This is a genomic window from Bacillus sp. IS1 (assembly GCF_032461585.1).
Taxonomy (GTDB): domain Bacteria; phylum Bacillota; class Bacilli; order Bacillales; family Bacillaceae; genus Bacillus; species Bacillus velezensis.
This window is the reverse complement of the sequence record NZ_JAWCWR010000001.1, coordinates 1,181,571-1,196,633: the sequence shown is the minus strand read 5'-3', so window position 1 is coordinate 1,196,633 and position 15,063 is coordinate 1,181,571. Positions and strand designations below refer to the sequence as shown.

Genomic DNA, 15,063 nt, shown 5'->3' with positions numbered 1-15,063 from the left:
GGAGAATCATGAATTTACAATCGGATGTTTCTTTATTTTTAAAGGACAGTCTGACACACCGCACCATTCCAATCGCAGAGACTTTTACGGTCGACACGATCACACCCATTCAGATGGTTGAAAAACTGGACAGAAACATTACGTATCTTTTAGAAAGCAAGGATGAGTCGTCAAGCTGGTCGAGATACTCTTTTATCGGCCTCGATCCTTTTATCACCATTAAAGAAAGTCATAACACATTCACTGCCGCTGATCCAAATGGGCATACGCTGTTTGAAGGCGGAGAATTAAAAGCCGTGCTTGACTGGATGAATGAGAGCTTCCGCATTAAAACACCCGAGCTTGATATCCCATTTTCGGGAGGGGCGGTCGGTTATCTGAGCTATGACATGATTCCTTTGATTGAGCCTTCCGTGCCAAGCCACGCGAAAGAAACAGATTTCGAAAAATGCATGCTGTTTGTCTGCCGGAAAATCATCGCGTACGACCACGAAACGAAACAAGTGCATTTCATTCAATATGCGGAGCTTAACGGCCGGGAGACGGAGGAAGAAAAGCGGGCCGTTTTTAAAGAAAATTGCGCGGAGCTTCGTAAGCTTATCGGTATTTTGACAGAATCGAAAGATATGAAAGAGCCGTTTTTTTCTAAAGAAACGTTTGACACGCCAAGTTTTGCCGATGTGACATCCAATTATACGAAAGAAGAGTTTATGGCCGGCGTCAATAAACTGAAAGAATATATAAAAGCGGGAGACATTTTTCAAGGGGTGCTTTCGCAAAAGTTTGACATTCCGGTATCCAGACATTCATTTGAGCTGTACAGGGTGCTCCGCATCATCAATCCTTCACCCTATATGTACTATATCAAACTGCCTGACAGAGACATTGTCGGGAGTTCGCCTGAACGTCTGATCCGCGTGCATGACAGGCACCTGGAAATTCATCCGATTGCCGGAACGAGAAGAAGGGGCGCCGGAAAAAAAGAAGATGAACGCCTGAAAAAAGAGCTGATGAATGACGAAAAAGAAAAAGCTGAACATTACATGCTCGTCGATCTTGCGCGCAATGACATCGGCAGAGTTGCGGAGTACGGTTCCGTAGCCGTTCCGGAATTCACAAAGGTCGTTTCTTTTTCACATGTGATGCACATCATCTCTGTTGTAACCGGCCGTTTAAAACAGGGCGTCCATCCCGTTGACGCGCTGATGTCAGCATTCCCGGCAGGAACACTCACGGGCGCTCCGAAAATCCGCGCGATGCAGCTTTTAAATGAATTAGAACCGACTTCCAGAGAAACCTACGGCGGATGTATCGCTTATATCGGGTTTGACGGGTCAATTGATTCGTGTATTACCATCCGCACCATGAGTGTCAAAAACGGTACGGCGTCGGTGCAGGCGGGCGCGGGAATAGTCGCCGATTCCGTCCCGGAAGCCGAATATGAAGAAAGCTGTAACAAAGCGGGGGCGCTTTTAAAAACGATTCAAATCGCAGAAGACATCTTTTCTGGCGGGGAGGAGAAGACGGATGAACAAATTTCTGCAATCGTGCGTTAATGGCCGTACGCTGAAAATTGGAGAAGCCGAAAAGCTGATGGAGATGATGATGAACGGGGACATGTCGCAGTCTGAGATCGGCGGGATTTTATCGGTATTAGCCCACCGGGGTGAAACGGCGGAGGAGCTTGCCGGATTTGTAAAAGTGATGCGGGCGCGGGCACAGACATCAGGTGGCTTGGCGGATGTCGTTGATACGTGCGGAACAGGCGGAGACGGGATTTCTACGTTTAACATATCCACGGCAGCGGCGATTACAGCTTCTGCCGCCGGAGCTAAAGTTGCCAAGCACGGAAATCGCTCCGTTTCGTCTAAAAGCGGCAGCGCGGATGTGCTGGAAAAGCTGGGGGTTTCCATTCAAGCCACTCCAGAAAGCGTTAAACGCAGCATTGAAATGAAACAAATGGGGTTTTTGTTTGCGCCGCTGTTTCATTCGTCAATGAAGCACGTCGCCGCCGCAAGAAAAGAGCTTGGCTTCCGAACCGTATTTAATCTGCTGGGCCCGCTCAGCAACCCGCTGCAGGTGAAGCGGCAGGTGATCGGCGTCTATTCATTTGATAAAGCGCGCCTGATGGCAAGCGCTTTGGAACAATTTGATGTCAGACACGTCATGCTTGTCTCTGCCCGTGACGGATTAGATGAATTGTCCATCTCAGCACCGACCGATATCATTGAACTGAAAAACGGTGAACGTCTGGAATATTCCGTTTCACCTGAACAATTCGGTTTTGCAGAAGGTTCATTGAAGGATATTCAAGTGAGTTCATCGGAAGAAAGCGCGCTCCTCATTCAGAATATTTTTGCAAATAAAGCTCCGTCATCCGCTCTGCATATTACCGCCTTAAATGCGGGCGCGGCCATTTATACGGCAGGTCTTGCAAACGATCTGAAAGAAGGAACGAAAACCGCCTTAGAAGCGATTCAAAACGGAGATGCCAAAAGGCAGCTCGAACGTCTGAAACAGAAAGAGGAAGAAATGTATGCTTGATCAAATCATTCAGCAGAAAAAAGAAGAAATCAAATCCATCGTGCTGCCGGAAACCTGTCAAATTGAACGGAGATCCTTTAAAAAAGCGCTCCTGAACCCGAACCGTTTTATCGGGCTGATTGCCGAAGTGAAAAAAGCTTCGCCGTCTAAAGGATTGATTAAAGAGCATTTTGTTCCGGAAACGATTGCGGCGGATTATGAAGCGGCTAAAGCCGACGCCCTTTCAGTTCTCACGGATACCCGTTTTTTTCAGGGGAGAAATCAATTTCTGACAGATGTTAAACAAACCGTGTCTCTTCCCGTGCTGAGAAAAGATTTTATTATTGATTCCCTTCAGGTGGAGGAATCGTTCAGGATCGGCGCCGATGCCATTTTGCTGATCGGGGAAGCGCTGGAACCTTCAGAGCTTCATGAGCTTTATCTGGAAGCCCGCGAGAAGGGCATGGACGTTCTCGTTGAAGTCCATGATGAAACTGTGCTTGAACGGATTTTACAAGTGTTTCAGCCGGACATTCTCGGCATAAACAACCGGGACTTAAAAACGTTCCGTACTTCTGTTTCGCAAACGGAAAAAATAGCGCAGCTTGTACCGGACGGCTGCCTGCTGGTCAGCGAAAGCGGCATCGGTTCTTTGGCTGACCTGCAATTCGTCAACAAGCACGGGGCGCAGGCTGTATTGGTCGGAGAATCCTTAATGAGAGAGGATTCGCAGCAAAAGGCGATCCGCGGACTGTTCGGGGAGTGACGATATGAAAAAGCCTGAGTTAAAGTACTGCGGAATACGATCGAAGCGTGATTATGAACTTGCGGCAGCTTCAGAAGCGGATTATCTGGGATTTATTTTTGCCGCAAGCAAACGGAGAGTAACGCCGGATGAGGTCCGGAAATGGAAAGAGCAGGTCCGGACAGACAAGAAACATGTCGGAGTATTTGTAAATGAAACGATAGAAAACATCGCGCAAATCGCCTCTGATCTGGCACTTGACGTCGTCCAGCTTCACGGTGATGAATCGCCTGAGGATGCCCTCCGCCTCCGTCCGCTTGTGCGCTCGGAGATATGGAAAGCGCTCCATCACGGGGAAGGGACGCTCCGTCAGATGGCTCAATTTGCACCTGCTGTCGACGGCTATGTCATTGATTCTTCAGTAAAAGGAATGAGAGGCGGCACGGGAATCGCGTTTTCATGGGCCCGTGTCCCCTTGTACCGAAAGCAGGCTCAAAATGCAAACAAGCGCTGTTTTATCGCGGGCGGCGTTAATCCTGAAACGATTACCGGCTTACTGAGATCGCGTCCGTGCGGTATAGATCTTGCCAGCGGAATTGAAAAAAACGGACAAAAGGATCAAACGCTGATCCGGATTTTAGAAGAAAGGATGAATCACTATGTATCCATATCCAAATGAAATCGGAAGATACGGCGAATTCGGCGGCAAATTTGTCCCTGAAACATTGATGCGGCCCCTTGAGGAAATCGAAACGGCTTTCACAGAATTAAAGAATGATCCCGTTTTTCATGCCGAATATAAAAAACTATTGTTTGATTACTCCGGAAGACCGACCGCATTAACGTTCGCAGACAGGGTGTCAGAGTATTTGGGAGGGGCGAAAATCTATCTGAAAAGAGAAGATTTAAACCATACCGGCTCTCATAAAATTAACAACGCGCTAGGCCAGATTCTGCTTGCCAAAAAGATGGGCAAAACGAAAATCATCGCCGAAACCGGTGCGGGACAGCACGGTGTGGCTGCCGCGACAGCCGCCGCAAAATTCGGTTTTAAGTGTACGGTTTTTATGGGTGAAGAAGACGTTGCGCGCCAGTCGCTGAACGTATTCCGGATGAAACTGCTCGGCGCGGAAGTGGTGCCGGTCACAAGCGGCAACGGCACGCTGAAAGATGCGACGAATGAGGCAATCAGGTATTGGGTCCAGCATTGTGAAGATCATTTCTACCTTATCGGTTCTGTAGTGGGGCCGCACCCGTATCCGTATATCGTTCGCGAATTTCAGAAAATCATCGGCGAGGAAGCGAAAGAACAGCTCCGCCGGGTTGAAGGAACGCTCCCGGATAAGGTTGTTGCATGTGTCGGCGGCGGAAGCAATGCGATGGGCATTTTTCATGCCTTTTTAGACGAAGATACTGAGCTGATCGGCGCCGAGGCGGCCGGAAAAGGAATTGATACGCCGCTGCATGCGGCAACGATCGCAAAAGGGACGCTCGGGGTGATTCACGGTTCAATGACCTATTTAATACAAGATGAATACGGGCAGATAATCGAACCGTACTCCATTTCAGCAGGCCTTGATTACCCGGGGATCGGCCCTGAGCACGCCTATCTGCATAAAAGCGGCCGTGTAACGTACGAAAGCGTGACAGACGATGAAGCGATTGCCGCGTTACGTCTGCTTTCTGAAACAGAGGGTATTCTTCCGGCTATTGAATCTGCCCACGCTCTGGCAAAAGCGTTTGAAATGGCAAAAGACATGGATAAAGATAAAATCATTCTCGTCAGTTTATCGGGAAGAGGAGATAAAGACGTTCATACGCTGATGAATGTTTTGGAAAACGGGGTGGAGACACATGTTTAATCTGCGAGATTCTGAAAAATTATTTATCCCTTTTATTACAGCTGGCGATCCGCTTCCTGACATTTCTATTGAGCTGGCAATATCATTGCAGAATGCAGGCGCTTCTGCCCTTGAAATCGGCGTTCCTTACACAGATCCGCTCGCGGACGGACCCGTCATACAACGGGCTTCAAAACGGGCTCTGGAAAACGGAATGAATATCGTAAAAGCAATTGAACTTGGCGGCAAAATGAAAAAAAACGGCGTTCATATTCCAATTATCCTCTTTACGTATTATAATCCTGTGTTACAATTAGAAAAAGAATACTTTTTCGCTTTACTGCGGGAAAACGACATAGACGGTCTGCTTGTACCCGACCTTCCATTAGAGGAAAGCGCCCTTTTGCAAATGACATGCAAAAAGGAGAACATCGCTTATATCTCACTGGTTGCGCCGACAAGTGAAGACCGTTTGAAAATAATTACTGAACAGGCCTGCGGCTTTGTGTATTGTGTATCCTCTTTAGGAGTGACGGGCGTACGCAGCGAATTCGATCCGTCTGTATACTCTTTCATTCGTAAGGTGAAAGAATTCAGCTCTGTTCCGGTGGCGGTCGGTTTTGGCATTTCAAACCGCAAACAGGTTGACAGGATGAATGAAATATCTGACGGTGTCGTTGTCGGCAGCGCGCTTGTCAAAAAAGTTGAAGAGCTTAAAACAAAGCTTGTGAATCCCGGCACAAGAGCTGATGCGCTTCTTGAATTTGAAGAATACGCAAAGACGTTCGGACGACTGTACAGTGTAAAATGAGGTGACTGGATTTGCAGATTAAAGAACAGCTGCGGCAGCTGAAACCGTATCAGCCGGGCAAACCAATAGAAGAAGTGAAAATGGAATACGGGCTTGAGAAAGTAGTAAAACTCGCTTCTAACGAAAATCCGTTCGGCTGTTCACAGGCCGTTAAAGATGCGCTGCATCAGGAGATTGAGCAGCTTGCGCTGTATCCCGACGGTTACAGTGCCGCTTTGAGAACGCGGCTCAGTGAGCATCTGCAGGTCAGTGAATCTTCGATCATTTTTGGCAACGGCTCTGATGAGCTTGTGCAGATTATCTGCCGTTCTTTATTAAATGATCAGGCAAACACGATTACCGCCGCCCCGACTTTCCCGCAATACAGACACAATGCGGTGATTGAAGGCGCTGAGGTGCGCGAGGTGCCGCTCCGCAGTGACGGCGCTCATGATTTGGACCGGATGCTGGAAGCAATTGACGGCAAGACGAAAGTCATATGGGTATGCAACCCCAATAATCCGACGGGGACATATACTTCTGAGCAAGAGCTAATTGCCTTTTTAAACAGAGTTCCCGAGCATATACTCGTTGTACTTGATGAAGCGTACTACGAGTATGTCACGGCGGAAGATTACCCAGAAAGCATTCCGCTTTTAAAGCAATATGCGAATGTCATGATCCTCCGCACCTTCTCTAAAGCGTACGGACTTGCCGCGCTGCGTGTCGGATACGGCATTGCGGACGAAGCGCTGATCCGCCAGATTGAACCGGCGAGAGAGCCGTTCAATACGAGCAGAATCGGTCAGGCTTCGGCACTGGCAGCGCTTGATGACCAGACATTTATTCAGGAATGCGTCGAGAAAAATAAAGCAGGCCTTAAGCAGTATTATGATTTTGCAGAAACTCACGGATTAACTTGTTATCCTTCACAAACCAACTTTGTGCTCATTGATTTTAACCGCCCGGCGGATGAACTGTTCCAAGCCCTGTTGGAAAAAGGATATATCGTCCGCTCAGGACAGGCGCTCGGATTTCCGACAGCGTTAAGGATTACGGTCGGTACGAAAGAGCAGAATGAGGAAATTCTCACAATTTTAGCTGCAATATTATAAGAGGTGATCAGGCATCACCTCTTTGCTCTATTAAAATAGTTGAAAAAGGAAATGAGTGAAATGAAGGATACTATATTGCTTGCGGGGATCGGGCTGATCGGCGGATCGATCGCATTGGCCATCAAAAAGGAGCATCCGCATAAACGGATTATCGGTGTGGATATTTCGGAAGAACAGCTCACTGCCGCGCTGAAGCTCGGAATTATTGACGAGCGGGCCGGCTCATTTACGGAAGGGGCGCAGCAAGCGTCTGTTGTCATTATCGCCACGCCTGTCGCCCAAACGCTGAAAATGCTCGATGTGCTGGCCGAATCAGACATCACCCATGAACTCCTGATTACGGATGTGGGCAGCACGAAACAGAAAGTCGTCAGCTACGCCGACAAAGTGCTTCCGGCTCACTATCAATTTGTCGGCGGCCATCCGATGGCGGGATCTCATAAATCCGGGGCCGCTGCTGCGAAAGAATTTTTATTCGAAAATGCGTTTTACATTTTAACACCCGGAAAATCAACTTCTAAAGAGTCAGTAACGCATCTGAAGGAACTTTTGAAAGCGGCAAACGCCCACTTTGTGGAGATGACTCCCGAGGAGCATGACGGCGTAACGAGCGTCATCAGCCATTTCCCTCATATCGTTGCTGCAAGCCTCGTACATCAGGCTCATCATGCTGAAGAAGATTATCCGTTTTTGAAACGTTTCGCAGCCGGCGGTTTTCGGGACATCACCAGGATCGCCTCAAGCAGTCCGGCGATGTGGAGGGACATACTTCTTCATAACAAAGATAAGCTGCTTGACCGCTTCAAAGAATGGAAACGGGAGATTGACACGATCGAATCTTATGTAGAAAATGAAGATGCGGACAGCCTGTTCGGATATTTTAAAAAAGCGAAAGATTATCGCGACGGTCTGCCGCTCCGTCAAAAAGGAGCGATCCCGTCCTTTTATGACCTTTATGTCGATGTTCCCGATCATCCGGGGGTCATTTCGGAAATTACGGCGATATTGGCAGAAGAAAAAATCAGTATCACCAACATCCGCATTATCGAAACAAGAGAAGATATTAACGGAATTCTCAGAATCAGTTTCCAGACTGATGATGACAGGAAGCGGGCGGAAACCTGCATTCAATCCCGCGCTAAATATGACACATTTTACGCTGACTGAGGTGGAAAACATTGAAAAGAGAAAAAGTGACGTCTTTAAACGGTGAAATTCATATTCCGGGGGATAAATCCATCTCCCACCGTTCTGTTATGTTCGGAGCGCTTGCGGAAGGAACGACAACGGTAAAAAACTTTTTGCCCGGAGCCGATTGTCTGAGCACCATTGCCTGCTTCAGAAAAATGGGTGTCTCCATTGAACAAAACGGAAGTGATGTAACGATATACGGGAAGGGCATTGACGCACTTTGTGAGCCTGACAGCCTTCTTGATGTCGGAAATTCCGGCACGACCATCCGCCTGATGCTCGGCATTTTAGCCGGACGCCCATTTCACAGTACGGTAGCGGGGGACGAAAGTATTGCAAAGCGCCCGATGAAGAGGGTGACGGAGCCTTTAAAACAGATGGGAGCCGCGATTGACGGAAGAGCGGACGGAGGATTTACGCCTTTATCCGTAAGAGGCGGACAATTGAAAGGCATTGATTACGTCTCCCCTGTTGCAAGCGCGCAGATCAAATCCGCCGTGCTGCTTGCCGGATTGCAGGCTGAAGGGACGACGACCGTCACTGAGCCTCATAAATCAAGAGACCATACGGAACGGATGCTGAACGCTTTTGGCGCCGAGCTTGCGGAAACGGAGACGAGCGCTTCCGTAACGGGCGGTCAGAAGCTTCGGGGAGCTGATATTTTCGTGCCCGGCGATATTTCTTCAGCGGCCTTTTTCCTCGCCGCAGGTGCTGTCGTTCCCGGAAGCCGGATTGTGCTGAAAAATGTCGGCCTGAATCCGACACGCACGGGAATGATTGATGTCTTAAAGCAAATGGGGGCTTCACTTGAAGTGATTCCTTCAGAAGCGGACAGCGCGGAGCCTTACGGAGACCTGGTTATTGAAACTTCAGATCTGAAAGCGGCAGAAATCGGCGGAGAAATCATTCCCCGTTTAATTGACGAGATCCCGATTATCGCCCTTTTGGCAACGCAGGCTGAAGGCACAACTGTCATTAAAGACGCTGCGGAGCTGAAGGTGAAGGAAACGAACCGGATCGACACCGTCGTATCAGAGCTCCGGAAAATCGGTGCAGACATTGAACCGACTGAAGACGGCATGAAAATACACGGCAAAAAAACGCTTGCGGGCGGAGCCGATGTGTCAAGCCACGGCGACCACCGCATCGGCATGATGCTCGGTATCGCTTCATGCCTGACAGAAGAGCCGATTGACATCCGTGATACTGAGGCGATCCATGTCTCATATCCGTCATTTTTTGAGCATTTAGATCAATTAGCCAAAAAAGCCTGAAGACGATTCTTCGGGCTTTTTTCTTCATGAGTCATAAAATCTTGGGCTTTGACATAGCTTGTCTTAAACAGAAAAATAAAAGAAAGGGGGAATGCGTTTTCGTTACAGAAACAGCCGGAACAAATTGCGCTGTTTGCGTATAAAGATGCCGTCCCCTTTTTTGCCGTTTTCCTCTTAACTATTTTCTGATAAACTATAATGCCGGGTGAAGCATCTTATTTGCGGGCAGGCCCTGTCTGAATTATGATAAGAATAACCCGAATAAAAACCCTTTTCATTGGTTGATGAGGTATAGGAAAAGAAAGGACCGGTCTGATTTGAATACATTGATTCAAGAAGCCATAAAATTAGTTGAAGCAGGTGAAACCGAAAAGGGACTCAAAGCGCTTTCAAAAGCTGAAACGCAGCTTCATGACGAAGACAAAGCCATTGCAGCCCAGCTCTACTATGAATGGGGAAACGCCGAAAAAGCGTTAGCGCTGATCAGTGATCTGCATGACCTTTATCCGGATGAGTCTGAGCTGACGAATTTTTACGCCGAATTGTTAATAGATATTGATGAAGAAGAAAAAGCTCTTGAGGTGCTGGAGACGATTTCTCCGGAAGACCCGTCTTACGCGGAAAGCCTTCTTTTAATGGCTGATCTGTATCAGATGCAGGGCTTATTTGAAGTAAGTGAGCAAAAGCTGTTACAGGCGAAAGCGATGTTACAAGATGAACCTGTTATTGATTTCGCTCTGGGGGAATTATACTTCACTCAGGGGTCATACGCAAAAGCCGTTCCGTACTATGAAGAGACGGCAAAAGAACGGCACGAAATCGGCGGCGTAAATGTTCATCAGAGGCTGGCTGAGTCATTGAGCGCGGCGGGTGAATTTGAGGAAGCGATTTCATGGTATGAAAAAGCGGCGGCAGAACATACAGAACCGAATACGATTTTCGGGTACGGGTTCACAGCCTATCAGGCGGGAATGGTCAAAACAGCCATCAAGCAGCTGTCTGATTTAAAAGGGCTTGATCCTTCCTATTCATCGCTTTATATGCCGCTTGCAAAAAGCTACGAGGCAGAAGGCATGTATGAAGATGCATTAAAAACCGCTAAAGAAGGTATTACTTACGATGAATACAATAAAGAGCTTTTTCTCTATGCGGCGAAAATGGCGTTAAAGCTCGGCAACGAAGAGGAAGGCAAAAAGCTTCTTCAGGAAGCGCTGGCGCTCGATCCGGGTTACGTGGAAGCGCTCCATACGCTTTTAGCCGTCTATCATAAAGAAGAAAGCTTTGAAGAGATTATTGATCTGATTCAGGAAGTCCGCGGCTACGGAGAAGAAGATCCGAAATACAATTGGTATTTGGCGGGTGCCTATACAGGCCTTGAGCAATACGCTGAAGCGAAAAAAAGCTTCGAAGCTGCGTATCTCCATTATCAGGATGATCGGGATTTCTTATATGAATACGCTCACTTCTTATTGGAAGAGGGCCTCCAGAAAGAAGCGCTGCCGCTTTTAAAACAAGTGCTTTCAATGGATGGAACAAACGAAGAGCTTGAAGAAACAATCTTACGGATAGAGGATGAATTTTTAAGATAAGCAGGATTTTGGACCATGCTTGCTGAATGTATAAGTGATGTCAGATTATACGATCGATAGAGGAGGGAATTACATGCAGACCCCTGTTTCTGTCAATGAAAAAAAGGATTTTATCCGTTGGTTTTTAAATCATTATCAGCTTAAACGCCGGGAGTGCGTCTGGATTTTAAATTATTTAATGAGTCATGATTCATTAATGGAAAAAGTCCATTTTGTAGAACAAGCCGAATTTTGCCCGAGAGGCATTATCATGTCTACTCATTGCGTTGATGAGGTGCCGTTTAGGTTTTACAAAGAAAATGTCATGACCACGGACGCGGAAAAATCTTTTCACGACATCCGGTTAAATAAACAGCAGGATTTATTTATCCAGCTGAATTTCCGTTCGGCCTACAGCTCACCGGAATATGCCGCTGTTCTTGAATCAAATCCGCATCTGCCGAAAGACCTGTTTGAAAATAAACAGGATCAGGGGATGGCTGAAAAAATATTAGAACATGCCATTTCCACTTTCCAGCGGGAAAAGCTGCTTAAAGATATCGACGAGGCGCTGGACCGCCACGACAAAGAAACATTTGAAAAGCTTTCCCGCCAATTGAATCAGCTCACATAAATGACAGCCTTGCAGAGTATGCAAGGCTTGTTGCGTAAAGAGGAGGAACGAGACATGAGATGGAGGGCCGCTGATGCCGATGCCTATTTACAATCTGCGGATTACATTGATACCGCTGTCATTCCGTTAATTTCCATAACATCTTCAGGAGGCTTAAAAGAGGCCGTTGAACAGGGGGAAAGCACCCAATTGCTTTCTGAAGAGCTTGAGCGCCAATTGAAGGGACGGGTATATTTATTCCCCTCTTATACATATGTTGATATAGATCAATCACAAATCGCCCTGCTTCAAAAACTCAAAGAAGAGGTGATGACCAACTTCCGGCACGCCTTGTTCCTGACGGCAGACGAAAAATGGAAGGATTCTGAAATAGGGTCTGATGTCATATACATACCTGCCGTTCCGTTTGAACATATGAAAGACTCTTTAAAGAGAAAAATAGCGGATGACAAGTGCGGAGAAATTTTGAACGTTTTGTTACAGAAGTGGAACAATTCTTAAAAACTCCATACATCCCGCAAAACACCCGTTTTGCCTCTGTTGACCTTGCTGAAAGATTCATATATTATGAGGGTGTCAAATCTCTGAATTATTTTCTATTTTAGTTAATTTTTGGTCAATCTTTAGGGGGGGAAGAGATGGGCGGAAAACAAGATATATCAAGAAGACAATTTTTAAACTATGCGCTCACCGGCGTGGGGGGATTTATGGCCGCCAGTGCGCTTATGCCCATGGTCCGTTTTGCGCTGGACCCGGTATTAAAACCGACGGGAGATCAAAAAATGGTGCAGGTTGTCAGTGTGGATGAGCTGACGAAGGAGCCGAAGCGGTTTGACTTTAAAATTCATCAAGTCGACGCCTGGTACGAATCGGAAGAATCCAGGTCAGCCTGGGTTTACAAGCACGGGGATGAAATTATAGCGCTTTCTCCGATCTGTAAACATTTGGGCTGCACCGTAAACTGGAACAATGATCCTAAAAATCCGAACAAATTCTTTTGTCCCTGCCATTACGGGCTGTATGAAAAAGACGGCACGAACGTTCCGGGCACGCCGCCGCTCGCGCCTCTTGACCGTTATGAGCAAAAAGTAAAGGACGGCTTTTTGTATCTTGGAAAAGCAAAGCCTAGGGGGGAAGGGTGACATGCTGAATAAAATTTATGACTGGGTGGATGAACGTCTCGATATTACGCCGATGTGGCGGGATATCGCCGACCATGAAGTGCCGGAACATGTAAATCCCGCTCACCATTTCTCGGCTTTTGTCTATTGTTTCGGCGGTTTGACGTTTTTTGTAACCGTTATCCAAGTGCTGTCCGGGATGTTTTTAACGATGTATTATGTGCCGGATATAAAAAACGCGTGGGAATCTGTGTATTATTTGCAGAATGAAGTCGCTTTCGGGCAGATTGTAAGGGGTATGCACCATTGGGGCGCAAGTTTAGTCATTGTGATGATGTTTTTACATACGCTGCGGGTTTTCTTTCAGGGAGCTTATAAAAAGCCTCGGGAATTGAACTGGATCGTCGGTGTTCTGATCTTTTTTGTGATGCTCGGTCTCGGTTTTACAGGGTATCTGCTTCCGTGGGATATGAAGGCGCTGTTTGCGACAAAGGTAGGTCTTCAGATTGCGGAGGCGACGCCATTGATCGGAGCGCAGGTGAAAACTCTTCTTGCCGGCCACCACGATATTGTCGGCGCCCAAACGCTGACGAGATTTTTTGCGATTCACGTATTTTTTCTCCCTGCCGCTTTGTTTGCGCTCATGGGCGCCCACTTTGTCATGATCCGCAAGCAGGGAATTTCAGGACCGCTTTAATACAAATCTGATATAAAAGGGAGGGGATGACATGCACCGGGGGAAAGGAATGAAGTTTGTAGGAGATTCAAGGATACCGGCTGAAAAAAAACCGAATATACCGAAAGACTATTCAGAGTATCCTGGAAAGACAGAGGCGTTTTGGCCGAACTTCCTGCTGAAAGAATGGATGGTCGGGGCCGTTTTCCTCGTCGGATTTCTCGTTTTAACGATTGTGCACGAGCCGCCTTTGGAACGGGTGGCGGACCCGACGGATACAGGGTATATTCCGCTGCCGGATTGGTATTTTCTATTTTTATACCAGCTATTAAAATATGAATATGCCGCAGGGAGCTACACCGTTATCGGCGCGATGATTATACCGGGTCTTGCCTTCGGGTCGCTGCTTTTGGCTCCGTTTCTCGACAGGGGGTCTGAAAGAAGGCCGTGGAAGCGTCCGGTTGCGGTCGGGATGATGCTTTTGGCGCTTTGCGCTACGGTCTTTTTGACGTGGCAGTCAGTCGCGACGCATGACTGGGCGAAGGCGGAGGAGCAAGGGAAAATCAAAAAAGAAGCCGCCATTGATACTGAATCAGACGGTTATAAGGTATTTAAAGAACAAGGCTGTATTTCCTGTCACGGGGATAATCTTCAAGGCGGAAGCGCCGGTCCGTCCCTGGTCGATAACGGGCTGAGCCCGGAAGAAATTAAAAAAATCGCCGTCAAAGGGAAAGGGCAGATGCCAGCCGGCATTTTTAAAGGGAATGACAAACAGCTTGATCAGCTGGCGAAGTTCATTTCTGAAACGACAGCGAAATAACGTATTGTGAAGCAGACAATAGCAGGATATACTTTTATGAAAAGAGCTGACCGGATGTCAGCTTTTTTTGCATGATACATACTTTTTACGGACTGAGAGTTGATGGTATGAGGTGGATTTCTTATCTTTTAGGGTTGCGCGGCATGCTTCTGCTTGTTCTTGCCGTTAATTTTATCGGTACGGTGTACGGCTATTATTGGTATGTGCCGCAGCTTGCGGACACGCCGTTCCGATTTCTGATATTTGTGCCTGACAGCCCGACGGCGACGTTTTTCTTCCTGTTCGTGCTTCTGGCATTTCTCATGAAAAGAAACGCGCCGCTGTTTGAAGCGCTGGCTCTTGTAACCCTTGTAAAATACGGGCTGTGGGCGGTCGGAATGAATGTCTTTGTGCTGGCCAAAATGGGGCAGATGCCTTGGGAAGGGTACATGCTGATTGCTTCACATTTTGCCATGGCCGTTCAAGGCGTTTTATACAGCCCGTATTTTCGGTTCCGGTTATGGCATCTTGCCGCTGCCGCTGTTTGGACGCTTCATAATGATGTCATTGATTATCTTTTCGGCATGATGCCCCGCTACTCAATGCTCAATGACTATATGCAAGAGATCGGCTATGCTACATTCTGGCTGAGCATATTTTCACTCGGCCTTGCATACTATTTGGTGATTTCCAAAAGACGGATAAAGCTTGACTTACACTGGTAGAATCTTGGTCTAACCTTGTCCCGCTCCTCATATTCTGTAAAGAGAAGGAGTGGGAGGGACC

The 15,063-nt window shown here is 47.4% G+C and carries 16 protein-coding genes; all 16 read left to right on the top strand.

Features of this window, described 5'->3' with window-relative positions:
- Window positions 1–8: 8 nt before the first annotated feature.
- The 16 genes from trpE (at window position 9) to lhaT (ending at window position 15,002) form a co-directional block, all read left to right on the top strand.
- Window positions 9–1,556 carry an anthranilate synthase component I gene (gene trpE / locus RUW00_RS05770; protein ID WP_095272877.1) on the top strand — a complete coding sequence of 516 codons (1,548 nt, stop codon included), beginning with the start codon at window positions 9–11 and terminating at the stop codon, window positions 1,554–1,556.
- Window positions 1,528–2,544 carry an anthranilate phosphoribosyltransferase gene (trpD, locus tag RUW00_RS05765; RefSeq protein ID WP_017418038.1) on the top strand — a complete coding sequence of 339 codons (1,017 nt, stop codon included), beginning with the start codon at window positions 1,528–1,530 and terminating at the stop codon, window positions 2,542–2,544. Before trpE ends, trpD begins: the two co-directional genes overlap by 29 nt.
- Window positions 2,537–3,289, top strand: coding sequence for an indole-3-glycerol phosphate synthase TrpC (gene trpC, locus RUW00_RS05760; protein WP_007612237.1), 753 nt, complete (start codon window positions 2,537–2,539; stop codon window positions 3,287–3,289). Before trpD ends, trpC begins: the two co-directional genes overlap by 8 nt.
- 4 nt (window positions 3,290–3,293) lie before the next feature.
- Entirely contained in the window at window positions 3,294–3,947 is a 654-nt protein-coding gene (locus RUW00_RS05755) for a phosphoribosylanthranilate isomerase (RefSeq protein ID WP_280145279.1), read from the top strand.
- Window positions 3,928–5,130 (top strand): tryptophan synthase subunit beta, encoded by a 1,203-nt coding sequence (trpB, locus tag RUW00_RS05750; protein ID WP_095272873.1) that lies wholly within the window; start codon window positions 3,928–3,930, stop codon window positions 5,128–5,130. Before RUW00_RS05755 ends, trpB begins: the two co-directional genes overlap by 20 nt.
- On the top strand, window positions 5,123–5,920 hold the full coding sequence (gene trpA / locus RUW00_RS05745) for a tryptophan synthase subunit alpha (RefSeq protein WP_095272871.1): 798 nt from the start codon (window positions 5,123–5,125) through the stop codon (window positions 5,918–5,920). The genes trpB and trpA overlap by 8 nt, the downstream gene beginning before the upstream one ends.
- Before the next feature lie 11 nt (window positions 5,921–5,931).
- Complete coding sequence (hisC, locus tag RUW00_RS05740) at window positions 5,932–7,014, top strand: histidinol-phosphate transaminase (protein ID WP_029973647.1); 1,083 nt, start codon at window positions 5,932–5,934, stop codon at window positions 7,012–7,014.
- Window positions 7,015–7,065: 51 nt separating this feature from the next.
- Entirely contained in the window at window positions 7,066–8,181 is a 1,116-nt protein-coding gene (locus RUW00_RS05735; RefSeq protein WP_025649795.1) for a prephenate dehydrogenase, read from the top strand.
- Between the two features lie 11 nt (window positions 8,182–8,192).
- Window positions 8,193–9,479 carry a 3-phosphoshikimate 1-carboxyvinyltransferase gene (aroA, locus tag RUW00_RS05730; protein ID WP_060562784.1) on the top strand — a complete coding sequence of 429 codons (1,287 nt, stop codon included), beginning with the start codon at window positions 8,193–8,195 and terminating at the stop codon, window positions 9,477–9,479.
- Between the two features lie 317 nt (window positions 9,480–9,796).
- Window positions 9,797–11,068 carry a tetratricopeptide repeat protein gene (locus RUW00_RS05725; protein ID WP_014418250.1) on the top strand — a complete coding sequence of 424 codons (1,272 nt, stop codon included), beginning with the start codon at window positions 9,797–9,799 and terminating at the stop codon, window positions 11,066–11,068.
- Between the two features lie 73 nt (window positions 11,069–11,141).
- On the top strand, window positions 11,142–11,681 hold the full coding sequence (locus RUW00_RS05720) for a ReoY family proteolytic degradation factor (RefSeq protein ID WP_003153482.1): 540 nt from the start codon (window positions 11,142–11,144) through the stop codon (window positions 11,679–11,681).
- Between the two features lie 54 nt (window positions 11,682–11,735).
- Entirely contained in the window at window positions 11,736–12,182 is a 447-nt protein-coding gene (locus tag RUW00_RS05715; RefSeq protein ID WP_003153483.1) for a YpiF family protein, read from the top strand.
- Between the two features lie 137 nt (window positions 12,183–12,319).
- The gene (locus RUW00_RS05710; protein ID WP_003153484.1) at window positions 12,320–12,823 is read left to right on the top strand and encodes a Rieske (2Fe-2S) protein; all 504 of its coding nucleotides are present in this window, start codon (window positions 12,320–12,322) and stop codon (window positions 12,821–12,823) included.
- Window position 12,824: 1 nt separating this feature from the next.
- The gene (qcrB, locus tag RUW00_RS05705) at window positions 12,825–13,499 is read left to right on the top strand and encodes a menaquinol-cytochrome c reductase cytochrome b subunit (protein ID WP_003153485.1); all 675 of its coding nucleotides are present in this window, start codon (window positions 12,825–12,827) and stop codon (window positions 13,497–13,499) included.
- A 31-nt stretch (window positions 13,500–13,530) separates the two neighbouring features.
- Window positions 13,531–14,298 carry a menaquinol-cytochrome c reductase cytochrome b/c subunit gene (locus RUW00_RS05700; RefSeq protein ID WP_007409471.1) on the top strand — a complete coding sequence of 256 codons (768 nt, stop codon included), beginning with the start codon at window positions 13,531–13,533 and terminating at the stop codon, window positions 14,296–14,298.
- Window positions 14,299–14,405: 107 nt separating this feature from the next.
- Window positions 14,406–15,002 (top strand): lipoprotein heptaprenylglyceryl N-acetyltransferase LhaT, encoded by a 597-nt coding sequence (lhaT, locus tag RUW00_RS05695; protein ID WP_280145278.1) that lies wholly within the window; start codon window positions 14,406–14,408, stop codon window positions 15,000–15,002.
- Window positions 15,003–15,063: the final 61 nt, after the last annotated feature.

Excerpts from the sequence above, each read along its gene's own strand:
- trpE (WP_095272877.1), top strand. The coding sequence starts at position 9 with ATGAATTTACAATCGGATGTTTCTTTATTTTTAAAGGACAGTCTGACA.
- trpD (WP_017418038.1), top strand. The coding sequence starts at position 1,528 with ATGAACAAATTTCTGCAATCGTGCGTTAATGGCCGTACGCTGAAAATT.
- trpC (WP_007612237.1), top strand. The coding sequence starts at position 2,537 with ATGCTTGATCAAATCATTCAGCAGAAAAAAGAAGAAATCAAATCCATC.
- RUW00_RS05755 (WP_280145279.1), top strand. The coding sequence starts at position 3,294 with ATGAAAAAGCCTGAGTTAAAGTACTGCGGAATACGATCGAAGCGTGAT.
- trpB (WP_095272873.1), top strand. The coding sequence starts at position 3,928 with ATGTATCCATATCCAAATGAAATCGGAAGATACGGCGAATTCGGCGGC.
- trpA (WP_095272871.1), top strand. The coding sequence starts at position 5,123 with ATGTTTAATCTGCGAGATTCTGAAAAATTATTTATCCCTTTTATTACA.
- RUW00_RS05735 (WP_025649795.1), top strand. The coding sequence starts at position 7,066 with ATGAGTGAAATGAAGGATACTATATTGCTTGCGGGGATCGGGCTGATC.
- RUW00_RS05720 (WP_003153482.1), top strand. The coding sequence starts at position 11,142 with ATGCAGACCCCTGTTTCTGTCAATGAAAAAAAGGATTTTATCCGTTGG.
- RUW00_RS05715 (WP_003153483.1), top strand. The coding sequence starts at position 11,736 with ATGAGATGGAGGGCCGCTGATGCCGATGCCTATTTACAATCTGCGGAT.
- RUW00_RS05710 (WP_003153484.1), top strand. The coding sequence starts at position 12,320 with ATGGGCGGAAAACAAGATATATCAAGAAGACAATTTTTAAACTATGCG.
- qcrB (WP_003153485.1), top strand. The coding sequence starts at position 12,825 with ATGCTGAATAAAATTTATGACTGGGTGGATGAACGTCTCGATATTACG.
- RUW00_RS05700 (WP_007409471.1), top strand. The coding sequence starts at position 13,531 with ATGCACCGGGGGAAAGGAATGAAGTTTGTAGGAGATTCAAGGATACCG.
- lhaT (WP_280145278.1), top strand. The coding sequence starts at position 14,406 with ATGAGGTGGATTTCTTATCTTTTAGGGTTGCGCGGCATGCTTCTGCTT.